14 protein-coding genes are annotated in these 16780 nt (G+C 65.8%); 12 read left to right on the top strand and 2 right to left on the bottom strand.

Features of this window, described 5'->3' with window-relative positions; all coding sequences use genetic code 11:
• The first annotated feature begins 213 nt into the window (after positions 1-213).
• The 12 genes from AC0L30_RS08260 (at position 214) to AC0L30_RS08205 (ending at position 15773) form a co-directional block, all read left to right on the top strand.
• Complete coding sequence (locus AC0L30_RS08260) at positions 214-885, top strand: response regulator transcription factor (protein WP_007593400.1); 672 nt, start codon at positions 214-216, stop codon at positions 883-885.
• A gap of 121 nt (positions 886-1006) precedes the next feature.
• Positions 1007-2383 carry an ATP-binding protein gene (locus AC0L30_RS08255; RefSeq protein ID WP_473404115.1) on the top strand — a complete coding sequence of 459 codons (1377 nt, stop codon included), beginning with the start codon at positions 1007-1009 and terminating at the stop codon, positions 2381-2383.
• Positions 2384-2542: 159 nt separating this feature from the next.
• On the top strand, positions 2543-3943 hold the full coding sequence (locus AC0L30_RS08250) for a hypothetical protein (RefSeq protein WP_007593396.1): 1401 nt from the start codon (positions 2543-2545) through the stop codon (positions 3941-3943).
• A gap of 100 nt (positions 3944-4043) precedes the next feature.
• Entirely contained in the window at positions 4044-4313 is a 270-nt protein-coding gene (locus tag AC0L30_RS08245; RefSeq protein WP_007593394.1) for a hypothetical protein, read from the top strand.
• 131 nt (positions 4314-4444) lie between these two features.
• Positions 4445-5560, top strand: a complete 1116-nt coding sequence (gene ccmI / locus AC0L30_RS08240; protein WP_007593383.1) for a c-type cytochrome biogenesis protein CcmI — start codon at positions 4445-4447, stop codon at positions 5558-5560.
• 37 nt (positions 5561-5597) lie between these two features.
• The gene (ccmE, locus tag AC0L30_RS08235; RefSeq protein WP_007593379.1) at positions 5598-6107 is read left to right on the top strand and encodes a cytochrome c maturation protein CcmE; all 510 of its coding nucleotides are present in this window, start codon (positions 5598-5600) and stop codon (positions 6105-6107) included.
• Positions 6104-8086, top strand: coding sequence for a heme lyase CcmF/NrfE family subunit (locus tag AC0L30_RS08230; RefSeq protein ID WP_007593375.1), 1983 nt, complete (start codon positions 6104-6106; stop codon positions 8084-8086). Before ccmE ends, AC0L30_RS08230 begins: the two co-directional genes overlap by 4 nt.
• Before the next feature lie 4 nt (positions 8087-8090).
• The gene (locus AC0L30_RS08225) at positions 8091-8573 is read left to right on the top strand and encodes a cytochrome c-type biogenesis protein (protein WP_007593373.1); all 483 of its coding nucleotides are present in this window, start codon (positions 8091-8093) and stop codon (positions 8571-8573) included.
• Positions 8574-8804: 231 nt separating this feature from the next.
• Entirely contained in the window at positions 8805-10388 is a 1584-nt protein-coding gene (locus AC0L30_RS08220) for a Do family serine endopeptidase (protein WP_007593372.1), read from the top strand.
• Positions 10389-10670: 282 nt separating this feature from the next.
• The gene (locus AC0L30_RS08215) at positions 10671-11351 is read left to right on the top strand and encodes a response regulator transcription factor (RefSeq protein ID WP_035969420.1); all 681 of its coding nucleotides are present in this window, start codon (positions 10671-10673) and stop codon (positions 11349-11351) included.
• Positions 11335-12789 carry a sensor histidine kinase gene (locus tag AC0L30_RS08210; protein WP_007593370.1) on the top strand — a complete coding sequence of 485 codons (1455 nt, stop codon included), beginning with the start codon at positions 11335-11337 and terminating at the stop codon, positions 12787-12789. Before AC0L30_RS08215 ends, AC0L30_RS08210 begins: the two co-directional genes overlap by 17 nt.
• On the top strand, positions 12786-15773 hold the full coding sequence (locus tag AC0L30_RS08205) for a bifunctional [glutamine synthetase] adenylyltransferase/[glutamine synthetase]-adenylyl-L-tyrosine phosphorylase (RefSeq protein WP_007593369.1): 2988 nt from the start codon (positions 12786-12788) through the stop codon (positions 15771-15773). The genes AC0L30_RS08210 and AC0L30_RS08205 overlap by 4 nt, the downstream gene beginning before the upstream one ends.
• Here the strand turns inward: AC0L30_RS08205 and AC0L30_RS08200 are convergent.
• Both AC0L30_RS08200 and fdhD read right to left on the bottom strand, forming a co-directional pair.
• Positions 15730-15963 carry a formate dehydrogenase subunit delta gene (locus tag AC0L30_RS08200; RefSeq protein WP_007593368.1) on the bottom strand — a complete coding sequence of 78 codons (234 nt, stop codon included), beginning with the start codon at positions 15961-15963 and terminating at the stop codon, positions 15730-15732. The genes AC0L30_RS08205 and AC0L30_RS08200 overlap by 44 nt on opposite strands.
• Positions 15953-16780: a formate dehydrogenase accessory sulfurtransferase FdhD gene (gene fdhD / locus AC0L30_RS08195; protein ID WP_007593366.1), complete on the bottom strand. Its 828-nt coding sequence runs from the start codon at positions 16778-16780 to the stop codon at positions 15953-15955. The genes AC0L30_RS08200 and fdhD overlap by 11 nt, the downstream gene beginning before the upstream one ends.

Genomic DNA, 16780 nt, shown 5'->3' with positions numbered 1-16780 from the left:
GGGTCCCACCCTCCCCCCCCCCGCGACCCGGGGCAATTGGCCCCCCCCCCGCCGGGGGGGGGGGGGGGGGGGGGGGGGGGCGCAGTGCGTTGATCGCGAACAGGTCGGATATGACCAAAAAGTAACGCGGCCGGTTCCCCGTGTTCATATTCAGTTCACGCCGGAATTGCTCATCTGTGCGGGTGTTCATGCGGCCTAATTCTGGAGAGAAGCGTGCGCCTGCTCGTCGTTGAGGACGACCCCGATCTCAATCGCCAGCTTACCAAGGCGCTGACCGACGCCGGCTATGTCGTCGATCGCGCCTTCGACGGGGAGGAGGGGCATTATCTCGGTGACAACGAGCCCTACGACGCCGTGGTGCTCGACATCGGCCTGCCGAAGAAGGACGGCATCTCGGTGCTGGAAGCCTGGCGGCGCAACGGCCGTACCATGCCGGTCCTGATCCTCACCGCGCGTGACCGCTGGAGCGACAAGGTCCAGGGCTTCGATGCCGGTGCCGACGACTATGTCGCAAAGCCGTTCCACCTGGAGGAGGTGCTGGCGCGTATCCGCGCGCTGCTGCGCCGCTCCACCGGTCATGCCCAGAGCGAGCTGAGCTGCGGCCCCGTCACGCTCGACACCAGGACCGGCCGGGTCAGCGTATCCGGCAATCCCATCAAGATGACGTCGCACGAATATCGGCTTCTGGCCTATCTGATGCATCATTCGGGGCGCGTCGTGTCCCGCACCGAGCTGGTCGAGCATCTCTACGACCAGGACTTCGACCGCGACTCCAACACCATCGAGGTCTTCGTCGGCCGCATCCGCAAGAAGCTCGACGTGGACATCATCCAGACTGTCCGTGGCCTCGGCTATCTCCTGACCCCGCCGACCCCCGGCGCTTGAAGCGTGGTGTCTCGGACTATCTTGTCTAGACGTATCTTGGCTTGACGGGCGGCCCGGCAGAGGCCTTGTTCGGGTCATGAGTTCCGACCCCATGCCACCCCGCGCCTCCGGGATCATTCCGATGCCCGCCAGCTCGCTCGCGAACCGCCTGTTTCTGTCGGCGACCGCGTGGCTCGTGGTGATCCTGGCCATCACCGGCGTGGTGCTGTCGTCGGTCTACAAGAATGCCACCGAGCGCGCCTTCGACCGCCGGCTCAATCTCTATCTCCGCACGCTGATCGCCGAGGTCGCCACCCCCGACGAGCCCCCGGACCGCCAGTTCCAATCGCTCGGCGAGCCTCTGTTCGAGCTGCCGTTGTCCGGCTGGTACTGGCAGATCACGCGGACCGACACCGAAAAGCCGGAGGTGCGCTCCTCGCGCTCGCTCTGGGACAAGAAGCTGCCGAAGCTGGAAGAGCGGGGCACCGAGCTTACCGCCGCCGGCATCCGGATCGCTTATGTCGACGGTCCCGAGGGACAGAATCTGCGTATGGTGGAGCGGCCGGTCGATCTCGGCGCGGACGGCAAATTTCTCGTCAGTGTCGCCGGCGACGACACCGAGATTTTCGACGAGACGCGCAGTTTCGATTACTACCTTGGCGGCACGTTCACCGCGCTCGGCATCGTGTTGCTGCTGACCACCGTGTTTCAGGTCCGCTTCGGTCTCGCGCCGCTCAAGCGCATCTCCGAATCCATCGCCGACATTCGGTCCGGGCGGGCGGAGCGGCTCGAGGGCGAGTTCCCGGTCGAGATCGCACCGCTGGCGCGCGAGACCAACGCGCTGATCGACGCCAATCGCGAGATCGTCGAGCGCGCACGCACCCATGTCGGCAATCTCGCCCACGCCATCAAGACGCCGCTCTCGGTCATCGTGAACGAGGCCGGCGCGCATGCCACCGACCCGTTCGCGGCCAAGGTGATGGAGCAGGCCGACGTGATGCGTGACCAGGTCGCCCATCATCTCGAGCGCGCGCGTATCGCGGCGCGGGTCTCGGTCGTCGCGACGGTGACGGAGGTTGCACCGGCCATCGAGGCATTGCGGCGGACCATGGAGAAGATCCACCGCGGCCGCGGCATCGTGGTCGAGGCCGAGGCCGATCCGTCGGCGAAATTTCGTGGCGAGCGGCAGGATCTGGAGGAGATGGTCGGCAATCTCGTCGACAACGCCTGCAAATGGGCGGCCTCGCGGGTCTTCATCGAAGTTCTGGTGGAAGCGCCGCATCAGGCGAGCAGCGGTCCGCGGCTGCATATCATCGTCGACGACGACGGCCGCGGCCTGTCGGAGGCCGAGCGCACCCAGGTCTCACGGCGCGGCCAGCGCCTCGACGAATCCAAGCCCGGATCGGGGCTGGGGCTGTCGATCGTGACCGAGCTCGCTGCGCTCTATGGCGGCAGCCTCTCCCTCGGCCGCGCACCGACTGGGGGCCTGCGGGCGGAGCTGGTCCTCCCCGGAATATAATCCCTTGTTCCGACGCGACTATTTGGTCTGCGGCACGTCGATCTGGACGAAACCAGGGGTATTCGGAGCGACTTCCTAAACGGCTTCTTAAGTGGCCCCACCTATGATCGAGCAGGACGGACCCCACGTCCGCCATTTTACCGTTCATTACCCGGGCGCATGAGCCAGACATCGATCGAGCGGCTGAGGGACTATCTCGCGCAGCTCCCGCCGCAGGCGCAGGCGCTGCTGATGCGGGAGTTCGAGCGTGCGCTCGAGCGCGGCCAGGACACGGCCGTGGCAACCCTCGTGCTCGACCAGCTGCGCAAGATTGTCCGCAAGACGGAAGCCGACGAGGCCCCACCGCCGCGTACGGACGATCTGTCGCGGCTGCTGTTCCAGGTGCTGGAACCATTCCTGGTCGAAGCAGGCGCCCCGATCCGGGCCGGGCAGATCCGCCGCTCTTCGCTGGCTCCGATCTGGCAATGGCTCGGCCGCGACGGTGCTCCGGCCAAGCTGAATGAATTCGAGGCGGCGCTGGCGCGCATGCCGGCCGACAGCGCAGGGCAAGTCGAAGCGCTGGCCTCGAAGCTCCAGGCGGTCGCTGCGGATGCCATCTTCGAGCTGACGGGACCGGGCGGGGGTGACAAATCGCGTGCGCTCGCCCGCGTCGGTCCGCCCAACGTGATCGAGGACCTCTATTCGACCGGGGCGGTGCTTGCGGTCCGCGACGCCATCGCCACCTTGAACGAGAAGCTGCCGCGCTCTTTGCGCGCCTTCGGCGATGCCCAGATCGCCTCGGTGACTGCGGCGCTCAACATTCCCGTCCTCCAGACGCCGCAGATGCTGCCCTTCGCGCTCTCCATCGTCGTGCAGCGGATGACCGCGCCGTGGCAGATCATCCGCCTCGCCATCAAGATTGCCGCGTCCGACGACGAGATCCGTGTCGCGGCAACGCCCTATGGCGTCGCGGTCACGATGGCGCTGCATGACCTGTCCTGCGTGGCCGCCATCCTGCGCATGGACATCAAGCGCGGTCATTTCGACAATGTCGCCGGCAATCTCAAGACGCTGCACGACGGCGTCCGAGGCCTGCGTACCGAGCTCGACCTGCGCAATGATTCCGCCTGGGGCAAGCAGTTGACCTCGATCCGGGCCGACATTTCCAACGCGCTGCAATCCGAGATCGACAGTGTTCCCGGCCGCGTCCGCCGCATCCTGCGCCAGCGCGCCGAGAAGGACATTCCGCCGGGCGCGCGGATCGACAGCACCGAGGTCGAGGAAACCGTGGCGCTGATCGATTTCGTCGCGACCTGTCGCAATTATGCGAGCGAGCTTGCGATCAACGAGGTGACACTGCGCACCTATTCCGACCTGCAGCAATATGTCGAGCGTTCGACCGAGCAGCTGGTGCAGTCGCTGCGCGGCGCCGATCACAAGGTCCGCACCTATCGGCAGCAGCAGATGCAGGCCGCGATCCGCTTCTGCCAGGTGCTGTTCGGGGATGATTATGCCTCGCTGATGAGCCGCGCCGCGGAGAACGCGGCCACGGGCGAGCGCAAATCGTCGCGCGCGAGCTGATCCAGGCGCATATTTCAGCAGTCACAATTTCAGGTTGACGGTGTCGGTGGCTGGCCCTACGGTCGCCGTGCAACTTTCTGATATTTCTATCTGTGGGCGCATGAAATCCGTTATCAGTTCCATCGAAATCGAAAATCGCGTCGTCGTTGCCAAATATCAAAGGCTGATGGTAGGCGCGAAGGTGGTGCTGGTCGAGAAGGCAAGCGGTCGGCAGCTTCCTGAGACCGTCACCAGGGTTGCATCGCCCGTTCCCGTCGGGGCGTTGCGCATCAGATTGCCCGACGCTATCGAGCCGGGAACATACTTCCTGAAGGCCTTCAACGGGCATGGCGAGGACGCCGCTCAAAGCGCGGACTTCGAGATCGGCTAAGCCGTTGGATTTTCACCGTTTCGGGACTGTGCGCGGTCGCGCCGAATTGACAATTGTCAATTGCCGCATCGTCCGGCCGTGGTGTAAAGCGACCTGTGGGCGCGGCTTGCGCGCTGCCGGAAGCTTGCCAGATGACGCTATGGTTCGTGTTCGCGCTGATGACGGTCGCGGCGATCTTCGCCGTGCTTTTGCCGCTCGGCCGTAGCGGACGCGCGCAAAATCAGGGCAGCGAAGTCGCGGTCTACAAGGACCAACTCGCCGAGATCGAGCGTGATCTTGCCGCAGGGCTGATCGCAGCGCCCGAAGCCGACGCCGCGCGCGTCGAGGTCAGCCGCAGGCTGCTCGCCGCGGCCGGAAGCGAGCCCGCAACGGCACCGAAATCCAGCCTCAAATGGCGCCGCGCGGCGGCCGTGTTGGCGCTTGCCGGCCTGCCGCTGGTTGCGATTGGTGTCTATGTGCCGCTCGGCTCGCCCAGGCTTCAGGACTTTCCGCTGGCGCAGCGGGAGCGCGGATCCGGGTCCGGCATGGCGCAGTCGCTCGAGAATCTGGTCGTACAGGTCGAGCAACATCTGGAAAAGAATCCAACCGACGGGCGCGGCTGGAACGTAATCGCGCCCGTGCTGGAGCGGCTCGGCCGCTTCGACGACGCCGTGCGCGCCTATCGCAACTCGCTCACCTACAATGGCGAGAGTGCGGAGCGCCGGTCCGACCTCGGCGAAGCGATCTCGGCCGCCGCCGGTGGCGTCGTGACCGCCGAAGCCAAGACCGAGTTCGAGCGCGCGCGCGCGCTCAGCGCGGATGATCCGAAAGCGAACTACTTCCTCGGTCTCGCCGCCGAGCAGGACGGCCGCAAGGACGACGCCGCCAATATCTGGCGAGCGCTGCTGGCGAAAGCGCCGGCGGATGCGCCGTGGCGCCCTCTGGTGCAGAGCTCGCTCGCGCGAGTCGGCGGCGGTGGCGCTACGATGCCGGCGCTGTCGGATGAGACCCTCGCGGCTTCCAAGGACATGAAAGAGGGCGATCGCAACGCCATGGTTCGCGGCATGGTCGAACGGCTCGCCACGCGCCTCAAGCAGAATGGCGACGACGTCGAGGGTTGGCTGCGCCTGGTGCGCGCCTATCTCGTCATGGGTGATCGCGACAAGGCGGTGGGGGCATCGACCGATGCCCGCCAGGCGGTTGCCAACGATGCAGCGCGGTTGCGCCAGCTCGATGAAGGCCTCAAGACACTCGGGCTCGACGGATGACGATGTCAGGACGAGACGGGCAGGGAATGGATACGCCATGACGCGCAAGCAGCGACGTATGACCATCATCGGCGGCTCGCTTGCCGTGCTCGCGCTCGCGGCCGCGCTGGTGCTCAACGCACTGCGCGACTCCATCGTGTTCTTCTCGACGCCGACCATGGTCGCCGAGAAGCACGTCGCGCCCGGCAAGCGGTTTCGCCTCGGCGGCCTGGTGCAGCCCGGCTCGCTCCAGCGCGGCGACAATCTCGCGGTGACCTTCGAGGTCGCCGACGGTGGCGCAAAGCTTCCGGTCGCCTTCAAGGGCATTTTGCCTGATCTGTTCCGCGAAGGGCAGGGCGTCGTCGCCGAAGGCGCGCTCGACGCCGATGGCGTGTTCAAGGCCGACACCGTGCTCGCCAAGCACGACGAAACCTACATGCCCAAGGACGTCGCCGATGCCCTGAAGAAGCAGGGGCACTGGAAGGATGATTACGGCGCCAAAGCTTCCGATGGCGTCAAGCCCGGGGCCACGACCGCACAGGGCAATCCGCAGGGAGCAATTCGGTGATCGCGGAGTCAGGACATTATGCGCTGGTGCTGGCGCTCGGACTGGCACTGATCCAGTCCATCGTGCCCCTGATCGGCGCGCGACTGCGTGATGACGCGCTGATGAATGTGGCGCGGTCCACCGCGCTGGTGCAGCTCCTGTTCGTCGGTGCGTCGTTCGTCGCACTGGTGATGCTGCACGTAGAGTCGGATTTCTCGGTCGTCAACGTCTACGAGAATTCCCACTCCATGAAGCCGCTGCTCTACAAGATCACCGGCGTGTGGGGAAACCATGAAGGCTCGATGCTCTTGTGGGTGTCGATCCTTGCGCTGTTCGGCGGATTGGTGGCCGCCTTCGGCAACAATCTGCCGCTGTCGCTGCGCGCGCATGTGCTGGCCGTACAGGCGTGGATCGCCAGCGCATTCTATCTCTTCATCCTGGTGACCTCCAACCCATTCCTGCGCATCGCCAACCCGCCGATCGAGGGACGCGATCTCAATCCGGTGCTTCAGGACATCGGTCTCGCCGTGCATCCGCCAATGCTCTATCTCGGCTATGTCGGCTTCTCGATCTCGTTCTCCTTCGCGATCGCGGCGCTGCTGGAGGGTCGGATCGACGCAGCCTGGGCGCGCTGGGTGCGGCCGTGGACGCTGGTCGCCTGGATCTTCCTGACGCTCGGTATCGCCATGGGTTCATACTGGGCCTATTACGAACTGGGTTGGGGCGGCTGGTGGTTCTGGGACCCGGTCGAGAACGCCTCGCTAATGCCGTGGCTTGCCGGCACCGCGCTGCTGCATTCGGCGCTGGTGATGGAGAAGCGCAACGCGCTGAAGGTCTGGACCATCCTCTTGTCAATCCTGACCTTCTCGCTATCGCTGCTCGGGACCTTCCTGGTGCGCTCGGGGGTCATCACCTCGGTGCATGCCTTCGCGACCGATCCAACCCGCGGGGTGTTCATTCTCCTGATTCTCTGCCTGTTCATCGGGGGCAGCCTGTCGCTGTTCGCCGGGCGCGCGACGTCGTTGAAGCAGGGCGGCCTGTTTGCGCCGATCTCGCGCGAGGGCGCGCTGGTGCTGAACAATTTGCTGCTCACGGTCGCCTGCGCGGTGGTGCTGTTCGGCACACTCTATCCGTTGGCGATGGAGATGCTCGCCGATTTCAAGATGTCGGTCGGCGCGCCGTTCTACAATCTCACCTTCGCGCCACTGTTCGCGCTGTTGCTGCTCGCCGTGCCGTTCGGGCCGATGCTGGCGTGGAAACGCGGCGATCTGCTCGGCGTCACCCAGCGTCTGCTCGCGGCAGGCGTAGCCGGGCTCGTCGCCGTCGCCATGGTCTGGGGCTGGGCGCGCGGCGGCAGCGCGCTCGCGCCATTGGCAATCGGACTTGGCGTCTTCGTCATTGCCGGCGCAGCGACGGATCTGGCCGAACGAACTGGTTTGTTTCGCCTGCCGTTCGCGACGACGCTGCATCGTGCCCGCGGTCTGCCGCGCTCGGCCTGGGGCTCGGTATTTGCGCATGCCGGCCTCGGCGTCGCGTTGATCGGGATCGTTTGTGAGACCACCTGGAATAGCGAATATATCGCGACCATGAAACAAAACGACGTCGCCCATGTCGCCGGCTATGACGTCAAGCTGGATGGCCTGTTTCAGCGTCAAGGGCCGAACTTCCACGAGATGATCGCCGAGTTCAACGTCAGCAGTGACGGCGAGAAGCTCAGCGTGATGACGCCGTCCAAGCGCAGCTTCACCACGCGCGGCTCCTCGACCACCGAGGCCGCGCTGCTGACGCGCGGCGCCAGCCAGCTCTACATCTCGCTCGGCGACGCCACTGCCGAGGGCGCCATTGCCGTGCGCATCTATCACAAGCCGCTGGTGCTGCTGATCTGGTGGGGGCCAGTGCTGATGGCATTCGGCGGCGTGCTGTCGCTGTCGGACCGGCGCCTGCGGGTGGGTGCGCCAAAACCGGCGCGGGCCAAGCAGCGCCTTCAGCCGGCGGAGTGATCTGATGCGCCGAATGATGGTCGCGTTCGTCGCGCTGATGCTGCTGGCCTTGCCTGCGGCGCATGCCGTGCAGCCCGACGAGATCATGTCGGACCCTGCGAAGGAGTCGCGTGCACGCGACTTGTCGCGCGAGCTGCGCTGCATGGTTTGCCAGAACCAGTCGATCGACGATTCCGATGCGCCGCTCGCGCGCGATTTGCGGCTCCTGGTGCGCGAGCGCATCGCGGCAGGCGACAGCAATTCGCAAGTGCTCGATTTCCTGGTTGCGCGCTACGGTGAGTTCGTGCTGCTCAAGCCGCGCTTCGAGCGCCAGAACATGCTGCTGTGGCTGCTCGCGCCGCTGCTGCTGATTGGCGGCGGTCTGGCGTTATGGCTGCAAATCCGCCGGCGCTCGCGAAGTGGTGCAGACGTCCCGGCTGCGCCGCTCACGCCCGACGAGGAAGCGCGGCTCGCCGCATTGATGGCGGATGAAGCCAAGTCTCACTAGCTACGTTGCTGCGCGCAGAAGCCGGCACTGCGCGGGTGTTCCCGGAACTTCGTTAAGTTCCTTCAGGCTCACTACTTTCGGCCGCGATAAACTGCCGCATCCGCATTCTCCGTTCATTACAAAAGTTTAACCCCGCCGCCAGCGCACGGTAAGGCGGCAGCCCCCATCTTCAGGTTCGTAAGGTGCCGCCGTCAGGTACCAAATGGATTTCAAGGCCCTGGAGATCTCTGCATGACCGACCGTTCCGACCTCTCGAACCTTCCGTCCTACCGGCAGCCCCGCCGGTCCGTTTTCTCGGCCCGCAAGTTCGCGCTGATGGCCTCGGTCGTCGCCGGCCTCGGTGCCGCCGTCTACGGCTTTGGCCCGTCGACCTCGCCAGCCGATCTGTTCTCGAGCCCGGCGCATGCGCAGGTCAACAACGAGGTCCGCAAGGTCGAGCGTCCGATCGGCTTCGCCGACATCGTCGAGCGCGTGAAGCCGTCAGTGATCTCGGTGAAGGTCAATATCAAGGAAAAGACCGCGAGCAATGATGACGGCGATGACGCGCAGTCGCCGTTCCAGCCGGGCTCTCCGATGGAGCGATTCTTCCGCCGCTTCGGCGGTCCGGACGGCATCCCGGGCCTGAAGGGTGGTGGCGGTCGCGGCCGCGTCGTGCAGGGCCAGGGCTCGGGCTTCTTCATCTCGGCTGATGGCTTTGCCGTGACCAACAACCACGTGGTCGACGGCGCCGACAAGGTCGAAGTCACCACCGACGACGGCAAGACCTACACAGCCAAGGTGATCGGCACCGACCAGCGCACCGACCTCGCCCTGATCAAGGTCGAGGGCAGCTCGAACTTCCCGTTCGCGAAGCTTGCCGACGGCAAGCCGCGGATCGGTGACTGGGTGCTCGCAGTCGGCAACCCGTTCGGCCTCGGCGGCACCGTGACTGCCGGCATCGTTTCGGCCAGCGGCCGCGACATCGGCAACGGCCCCTACGACGATTTCATCCAGATCGATGCGCCCGTGAACAAGGGCAATTCCGGCGGTCCGGCCTTCGACACCAACGGTGAGGTGATGGGCGTCAACACCGCGATCTACTCGCCCTCCGGCGGCAGCGTCGGCATCGCGTTCTCGATTCCCGCGAGCACTGTGAAGAGCGTGGTGGCGCAGCTCAAGGACAAGGGCTCGGTCAGCCGCGGCTGGATCGGCGTGCAGATTCAGCCGGTGACATCCGACATCGCCGACAGCCTCGGCATGAAGAAGGCCGAAGGCGCGCTGGTTGCCGAGCCGCAGGCGAATGGTCCGGCGGCCAAGGCCGGCATCGAGTCCGGCGACGTGATCACGTCGGTCAACGGTGAAACCGTCAAGGATGCCCGCGAGCTCGCCCGTACAATTGGCGGCCTGGCGCCCGGCGCGACCGTGAAGCTCAACGTGCTGCACAAGGGCCAGGACAAGGTCGTGAACCTCACCCTCGGCCAGCTGCCGAACACGATCGAGGCCAAGGCCGACATCGACAAGGACAGCGGCAAGGGCGCGAGCCGTGGCACTGATGTGCCCAAGCTCGGGATGACCGTCGCGCCCGCCGATTCCGTGGCCGGCGCCGGCAAGGAAGGCGTCGTGATCACCGAAGTCGATCCGAAGAGCGCGGCTGCTGAACGCGGCTTCAAGGAAGGCGACGTGATTCTCGAAGTCGGCGGCAAGAGCGTGAGCACCGCCGGCGAAGTCCGCGACGCCATCAACACGGCGCGGACCGACAACAAGAACAGCGTCCTGATGCGGGTGAAGAGCGGCGGCCAGTCGCGCTTCGTCGCCGTGCCCATCGCCAAGGGGTAACCAAGGGCCAGGCCTCAGGAGGCCTCCGAGATGAAGGGTGTCGCCGGCATCAGTCGCCCCCGCCGACGGCGCCCTTCGGGGGAGCAGCGCAACGTTTGCTTCCCCTGTCTACCTTCCGGTGGAATACGCCCCCCTCCGTCGGAAGGCCTAGGGCGGTGAAGTCCCCCAGCTTCACCGCCCGCCTTTTTCTCGATGCCAGAGTCGTTCACTCGGCTTGCATGCGATTGCCGCTCGCGCCATGTTTAGAGAAGGTTCACTCCCTTGACCGTTGCCGAACGCACGATGCGCCTCCTCATCATCGAAGACGACCGCGAATCCGCCGACTACCTCGTGAAGGCGTTTCGCGAGGTCGGGCACATTGCCGACCACGCCGCCGACGGCGAGGAAGGCCTCGCCATGGCCGAGAACGGCGATTACGACGTGCTAGTGGTCGACCGCATGCTGCCCAAGCGTGACGGCCTGTCGGTGATCGGCGCGCTCCGCGACAAGGACGATTCGACGCCGGTGCTGATTCTCTCCGCGCTCGGCCAGGTCGACGACCGCATCAAGGGCTTGCGCGCCGGCGGCGACGACTACCTGCCGAAACCCTATTCCTTCGCCGAGCTGTTGGCCCGGGTCGAGGTGCTGTCGCGCCGCCGTGGCGGTCCGGCCGAGGACACGCTGTACCGCGTCGGCGATCTCGAGCTCGACCGGCTCTCCCATCGCGTCGCGCGCGGCAAGGACGAACTGACGCTCCAGCCGCGCGAATTCCGCCTGCTCGAATATCTCATGAAGCATGCGGGCCAGGTGGTGACCCGCACCATGCTACTGGAGAACGTCTGGGACTATCATTTCGATCCGCAGACCAACGTGATCGACGTGCACATTTCGCGGCTGCGTTCCAAGATCGACAAGGGTTTTGAGCGGCCGCTGCTGCACACGATCCGCGGCGCGGGATACATGATCCGTGACGGCATTCGGTAAACTCGTCCGCACCACGGCATTCCGGCTGACGCTGGTCTATTTGCTGCTGTTCGCGATGTTCGCGGCCTCGCTGCTGGCCTATTTCGCCTGGAATACGCGGCGGCTGATCACCGAGGAAATCACGCAGACGGTCAATGCCGAGACCTCGGAGATCAACGAGATCTACGGCCGGCGCGGCTTGCGCGGTCTCGTGCTTGCGATTGAGTACCGGGCGCTGCGCCCGGGCGCCAATCTCTACCTCGTGACCACGCCGACCGGGCAGGCGATCGCCGGCAATGTCGGCTCGCTGGCGCCCGGTGTGATGGCGACGCGCGGCTGGTCGGAGACGGCATATCGGCGCATCGAGGATGCGGACGAGCGCGACCATCGCGCCCTGGTGCGCGTCACCGAGCTCGAGAATGGCTTCCGGCTTCTGATCGGCCGCGACCTCGCCGAGCGGCGGCGCCTGTTCGGCATCGTCGCCAAGGCCGCGCAATGGTCGGTGCTGATCGTCGTGGTGCTTGGCCTGGGCGGCGGGATCTTCGTCGCGCGCAGGGTGCTCAGGCGCATCGACGCCATGTCCGGGACGGCCCATCGCATCATGACCGGCGATCTCAGCGAGCGCCTGCCGGTGGGACGCAGCGGTGACGAGCTCGACCGCCTCGCCGAAAACCTCAATGCCATGCTGGAGCGCATCGAGGCGCTGATGGCGGGGCTGAAGGAGGTCTCCGACAACATCGCCCACGATCTCAAGACGCCGCTGACACGCTTGCGCAACCGCGCCGAGGAGGCGCTGGCGAAATCAGGCAGCGAGGCCGATTACCGCGCCGCGTTGGAGCGGACCATCGAGGAATCCGACGGCCTGATCCGTACCTTCAACGCGCTGCTGATGATCGCGCGCGCCGAGTCCGGTCAGGCGCGCGGCAACATGGACGATTTCGACGCTGCCGATGTCGCACACGGCATCCACGAGCTCTACGAGCCGCTGGCTGAAGACGACGGCATGACGCTGAAGGTCGAGGCCGATCCGACGCCGGTGCACGCCAACCGCGAACTGATCAGCCAGGCGCTCGCCAATCTGGTCGAGAATGCGATCAAATACGGCAAGCCGGTCGCGCTAACAGGTGGAACCGTGGTCAGCCTGGATTCAAGGCAGATCACGATCGAGGCGAAACGCGAGGGCGACCAAGTGCTGCTCAGCGTCACCGATCGCGGCCCCGGTATCCCCGAGGCCGACCGCAAGCATGCCGTCGAGCGATTCGTGCGGCTTGAAGCCAGCCGCACGCTGCCGGGCTCCGGCCTCGGCCTCAGTCTTGCGTCTGCGGTTGCAACGCTGCATGGCGGCGAATTGCGGCTGGGCGATGCCCATCCGGGCCTCGTCGCCACGCTGGTGCTGCCGGCGCTCGCGGGCGACAGGGTTGCTCCTCCAATACCGGATGTGCCACAGAAGGTGGCATGAACCACTCCGCGCCGGGAAACGCGGACAAGCATGGTGAGAGACTTGCCGCACGCTTCGCGGAGGCTCCCCATATTGCCGCTTCCGTCACCGACGAACGACGCTTCGAAAACTGGCTGGCCGAGCTCGAGCCGGCGCAATCGGCCCGTCTCCAGGCGCTGCTGGTTCATCCCTTCGCCGCCAATGTCCTCGCCGGCATCGCCGAATTCTCGCCCTATCTGTTCGATCTGGTGCGCGCCGATCCCTTGCGCCTGATCCGGCTGCTCGAATGCGATCCCGATGCGCATCTTGCCGCACTGATCGCGGAGGCGAGGGGAGCGGTGCTCGCAGTGCTCGACGAAGCCGAACTGATGCGGTTGCTTCGCCGCATGAAGGCAGAGGCCGCACTTCTGATCGCGCTGTGCGACATCGGTGGAGTCTGGCCGGTGATGCGGGTAACGGCGGCGCTGACCGATATTGCGGTCTGCTCCGTGCAGGCGGCGCTGCAGCACCTGCTGCGGCAGGAAGCCGCACGTGGAAAGCTTTCGCCGCCCAATCCCGAAGCACCGGAACAGGGCTGCGGGCTGATCGTGCTTGCGATGGGCAAGATGGGCGCGGGCGAGCTGAACTATTCCAGCGACATCGATCTCATCGTGTTCTTCGACCCTGATAACACGACACTCGTGCCTGACATCGAGCCGCAGCCGTTCTTCGTGAGGGTGACGCAGGGCATGGCGCGCATCCTCCAGCAGCGCACCTATGACGGCTACGTCTTCCGGGTCGATCTGCGGCTGCGCCCTGATCCGTCCTCGACACAGGTGGCGATCTCGCGGGACGCCGCACTGCATTATTACGAGCGGGAAGGGCGCACCTGGGAGCGCGCCGCGATGATCAAGGCGCGCGCCTGCGCCGGCGACGCCAGGGCTGGCGAAGCACTGCTCGCCGAGATCGCGCCCTTCGTCTGGCGCAAGCATCTCGACTTCGCCGCGCTTGCCGACGTTCACGACATGAAGCGGCAGATGCAGACCTATCGCGGCCAGAGCGAGGTTGCGGTCGAAGGGCATAACGTGAAGGTCGGGCGCGGCGGAATCCGCGAGATCGAGTTCTTCGCCCAGACCCAGCAATTGATCGCCGGGGGGCGACATCCCGAACTGCGCGTACGGCCGACGCTCGCCGCGCTCGGCGTGCTCGCTTCCAGCAACTGGATCACGGTTGCGGCGCGCGACGAGCTGACCACGGCGTACCAATTCCTGCGTCGGGTCGAGCATCGCCTCCAGATGATCGCAGACGAGCAGACCCACACGCTGCCCGAGGACAAGGAGGCGGTCGAGCGTTTCGCCTGGTTCTTCGGCTATCCGGATCGCGAGACCTTTGCCCGCGACCTTTTGCGCCAGCTCGAGATCGTGCAGGGCCACTACGAAAAACTGTTCGAGGGCGACGATCCGACCGGCACGGCCAAGCTGCCGGCGCTCGACTACAGTGCGGGTCCCGACGATCCGCGGCTGCTTCAGTACCTGGCGACACTCGGCTTCAAGAAGCCTGCCGCCGTCGCGCAGACCGTGCGCGACTGGATCACCGGCGACTACCGCGTGTTCCGCAATGAGGCGACGCGAAACGCATTCGTCGAATTCGTGCCGGCCCTGATCGACGGTCTCGCTCATGCCGAGGAGCCGGATCGGGCCGTCGTGGCGTTCGACCATTTCCTTGGAGCGCTTCAGCGCGGCGGCCGGCTGATCACGCTGCTCGGGCAGAACCGCGATCTCGTCGCGCTCGTGGCCCTGGTGCTGGGCGCGGCGCCTCGGCTCGGCGAGATGCTTGCGCGGCAGCCGCAACTGATGGACGGCCTGATTGATCCGCGCTTCTTCGGCGCCATGCCCGACAGGCAGGAATTGTCGGGGCGACTTGCGACGACGGTGCAGGATGCGGGCTCTTACGAAGAGTTCCTCGACCGCCTGCGTCTGTTCGGGCAGGAGAGCCTGTTCCTGATCGGCACGCGCATTCTCTCAGGCACGGTCTCGGCACAGCAGGCGAGCACGGCCTTTGCCGACGTCGCCGAGGGCATCGTCCATACCGTGCATGGCCTCGTCGCCGACCGTTTCGCCGCCCAGCATGGCCGGATCAAGGGGCAGGAGACCGCCATCATCGCGATGGGCCGGCTCGGCAGTCGCGAGATGACCGCGTCGTCCGATCTCGACCTGATCCTGCTTTACGATTTCGACAGCGACAATCCGGACTCCGACGGTGCGAAGTCACTGCAAGGTGCACATTACTTCGCCCGCTTCACCCAGCGCCTGATCAGCGCGTTCACGACGCGCACCAATTACGGGGTGCTTTACGAGATCGACATGCGGTTGCGCCCCTCGGGGCGCGCCGGCCCCGTGGCTTCGAGCCTCGTTTCGTTCGCGGACTACCAGGCCAACGAGGCCTGGACCTGGGAGCACATGGCGCTGACCCGTGCGCGCGTCGTGTCCGCTTCGCCCGAATTCCGGGAACGGATTGAACGCGTCATCCGCGCTGTCCTGACTCGTCGCCGCGATCCCGGAATCACCGCCAACGATGTTGCCGACATGCGGCGTGCGATCGCCCAGGAGAAGGGCGAGGCTGATTGCTGGGATCTCAAATATGCCGCCGGCGGCATGGTCGACATCGACTTCATCGCGCAATATCTCCAGCTCGTGCATGCGCACGAGAAGCCGGAGATTCTCGACGTTGGCACCACGCAGGTGCTGGAAAATGCATGCAGGCTGGGCGTGCTGTCGCAATCGGAGACCGAGATATTGCGGGCCGCAGCGCGGCTCTATCACGACCTGACGCAGATCCTGCGGCTCTGCGTCAGCGATCGCTTCAAGCCGGAGACTGCCGGCACCGACCTCTTGCGCGTGATGGCACGCGCCGGCGATGCGCCGCATTTCTCCTCGCTGGAGGCGCGCGTAAAGGAAACGCAGAGCGAGGTGCGCCGTGTGTTCAGGGCGCTGCTGGAAGGGACGTCGCCTGCTGCAGCGAGGTGAGCGCCTCCCGCACGTTCGGCTCCAGGCCCACGCCGCCGGCATCGAGATGGGCGAAGATCGCGCGCTTCATCCGCGGGTCCCAGAACTTCTTGATGTGGTCGGCGATCCCCGGCACGGCCTTGTCGTGGCCCTGGCTCCGGAAGAACGTGCCGATCTGGTTGGCCATGTAGATCAGGCGGTCAGGCGACATCGGCAACCTCCGTGGCATGACGGGTGACAACCCGGCTGCCATGCGAAAACACTTCGAACCCGTCCTGGCGGGCAATGGCAATCAGCGTGATGCCGGCGGCCTCCGCGGTGCGCACCGCAAGCGCGGTCGGCGCAGAGACGGCGACCATCACCGGCGCGCCGATGGCGGCGGTCTTCTGCACCATCTCGACCGAGACGCGGCTCGTCAGCAGCACGATGCCGCCGCTTGCAGGCGTGCGGCTGCGCGCCAGCGAACCGGCGAGCTTGTCGAGCGCGTTGTGGCGGCCGACATCCTCGCGCAGCGCGACGATACCGCCGGCAGGCGACCAGAACGCGGCGGCGTGAACGGCGCGGGTTTGCAAATTGATCGATTGCAGCGGTGCGATGGTCTGCATCGCCGCCATGACCTGCTCGGGCGTGAACGTCTGTCCCTGCGGCACGACGGCCGCAGGCCGCACAGCTTCGGCAATCGAGTCGATGCCGCAGATGCCGCAGCCGGTCGGGCCGGCGATGTGGCGGCGGCGCTCGCTGATGCGCGCGGCATCTTCCGAGGCCAGCCACATGCGCAGCTCGATGCCGTCGTCGAGGCGGACGATTTCGAGCGACTTGATGTCATCGACGGATTTGATGATGCCTTCGTCCAGGCTGAACCCGACCGCAAAATCTTCGAGGTTCTGCGGCGTTCCCATCATGACGGCGTAGGTGCCGCCATTGTAAGTCAGCGCCAGCGGCGTCTCCTCCGGGATCAGCCGCGCTCCTTCGGTCGCGACACCGTCGCGCCAGATCTCGCGGTCGATGGCCTGGACCGGCACGTGCAT

It is taken from the genome of Bradyrhizobium sp. MI1.11, assembly GCF_055811255.1.
The sequence above is the reverse complement of the archived record's forward strand: the minus strand, read 5'-3'. Positions and strand labels throughout refer to the sequence as shown.

Bases quoted from the DNA above. Each gene is read 5' to 3' on its own strand.
- AC0L30_RS08255 (WP_473404115.1), top strand. From the start codon at position 1,007: ATGCCCGCCAGCTCGCTCGCGAACCGCCTGTTTCTGTCGGCGACCGCG.
- AC0L30_RS08250 (WP_007593396.1), top strand. From the start codon at position 2,543: ATGAGCCAGACATCGATCGAGCGGCTGAGGGACTATCTCGCGCAGCTC.
- AC0L30_RS08245 (WP_007593394.1), top strand. From the start codon at position 4,044: ATGAAATCCGTTATCAGTTCCATCGAAATCGAAAATCGCGTCGTCGTT.
- ccmI (WP_007593383.1), top strand. From the start codon at position 4,445: ATGACGCTATGGTTCGTGTTCGCGCTGATGACGGTCGCGGCGATCTTC.
- ccmE (WP_007593379.1), top strand. From the start codon at position 5,598: ATGACGCGCAAGCAGCGACGTATGACCATCATCGGCGGCTCGCTTGCC.
- AC0L30_RS08225 (WP_007593373.1), top strand. From the start codon at position 8,091: ATGCGCCGAATGATGGTCGCGTTCGTCGCGCTGATGCTGCTGGCCTTG.
- AC0L30_RS08220 (WP_007593372.1), top strand. From the start codon at position 8,805: ATGACCGACCGTTCCGACCTCTCGAACCTTCCGTCCTACCGGCAGCCC.
- AC0L30_RS08215 (WP_035969420.1), top strand. From the start codon at position 10,671: ATGCGCCTCCTCATCATCGAAGACGACCGCGAATCCGCCGACTACCTC.
- AC0L30_RS08205 (WP_007593369.1), top strand. From the start codon at position 12,786: ATGAACCACTCCGCGCCGGGAAACGCGGACAAGCATGGTGAGAGACTT.
- AC0L30_RS08200 (WP_007593368.1), bottom strand. From the start codon at position 15,963: ATGTCGCCTGACCGCCTGATCTACATGGCCAACCAGATCGGCACGTTC.
- fdhD (WP_007593366.1), bottom strand. From the start codon at position 16,780: ATGCACGTGCCGGTCCAGGCCATCGACCGCGAGATCTGGCGCGACGGT.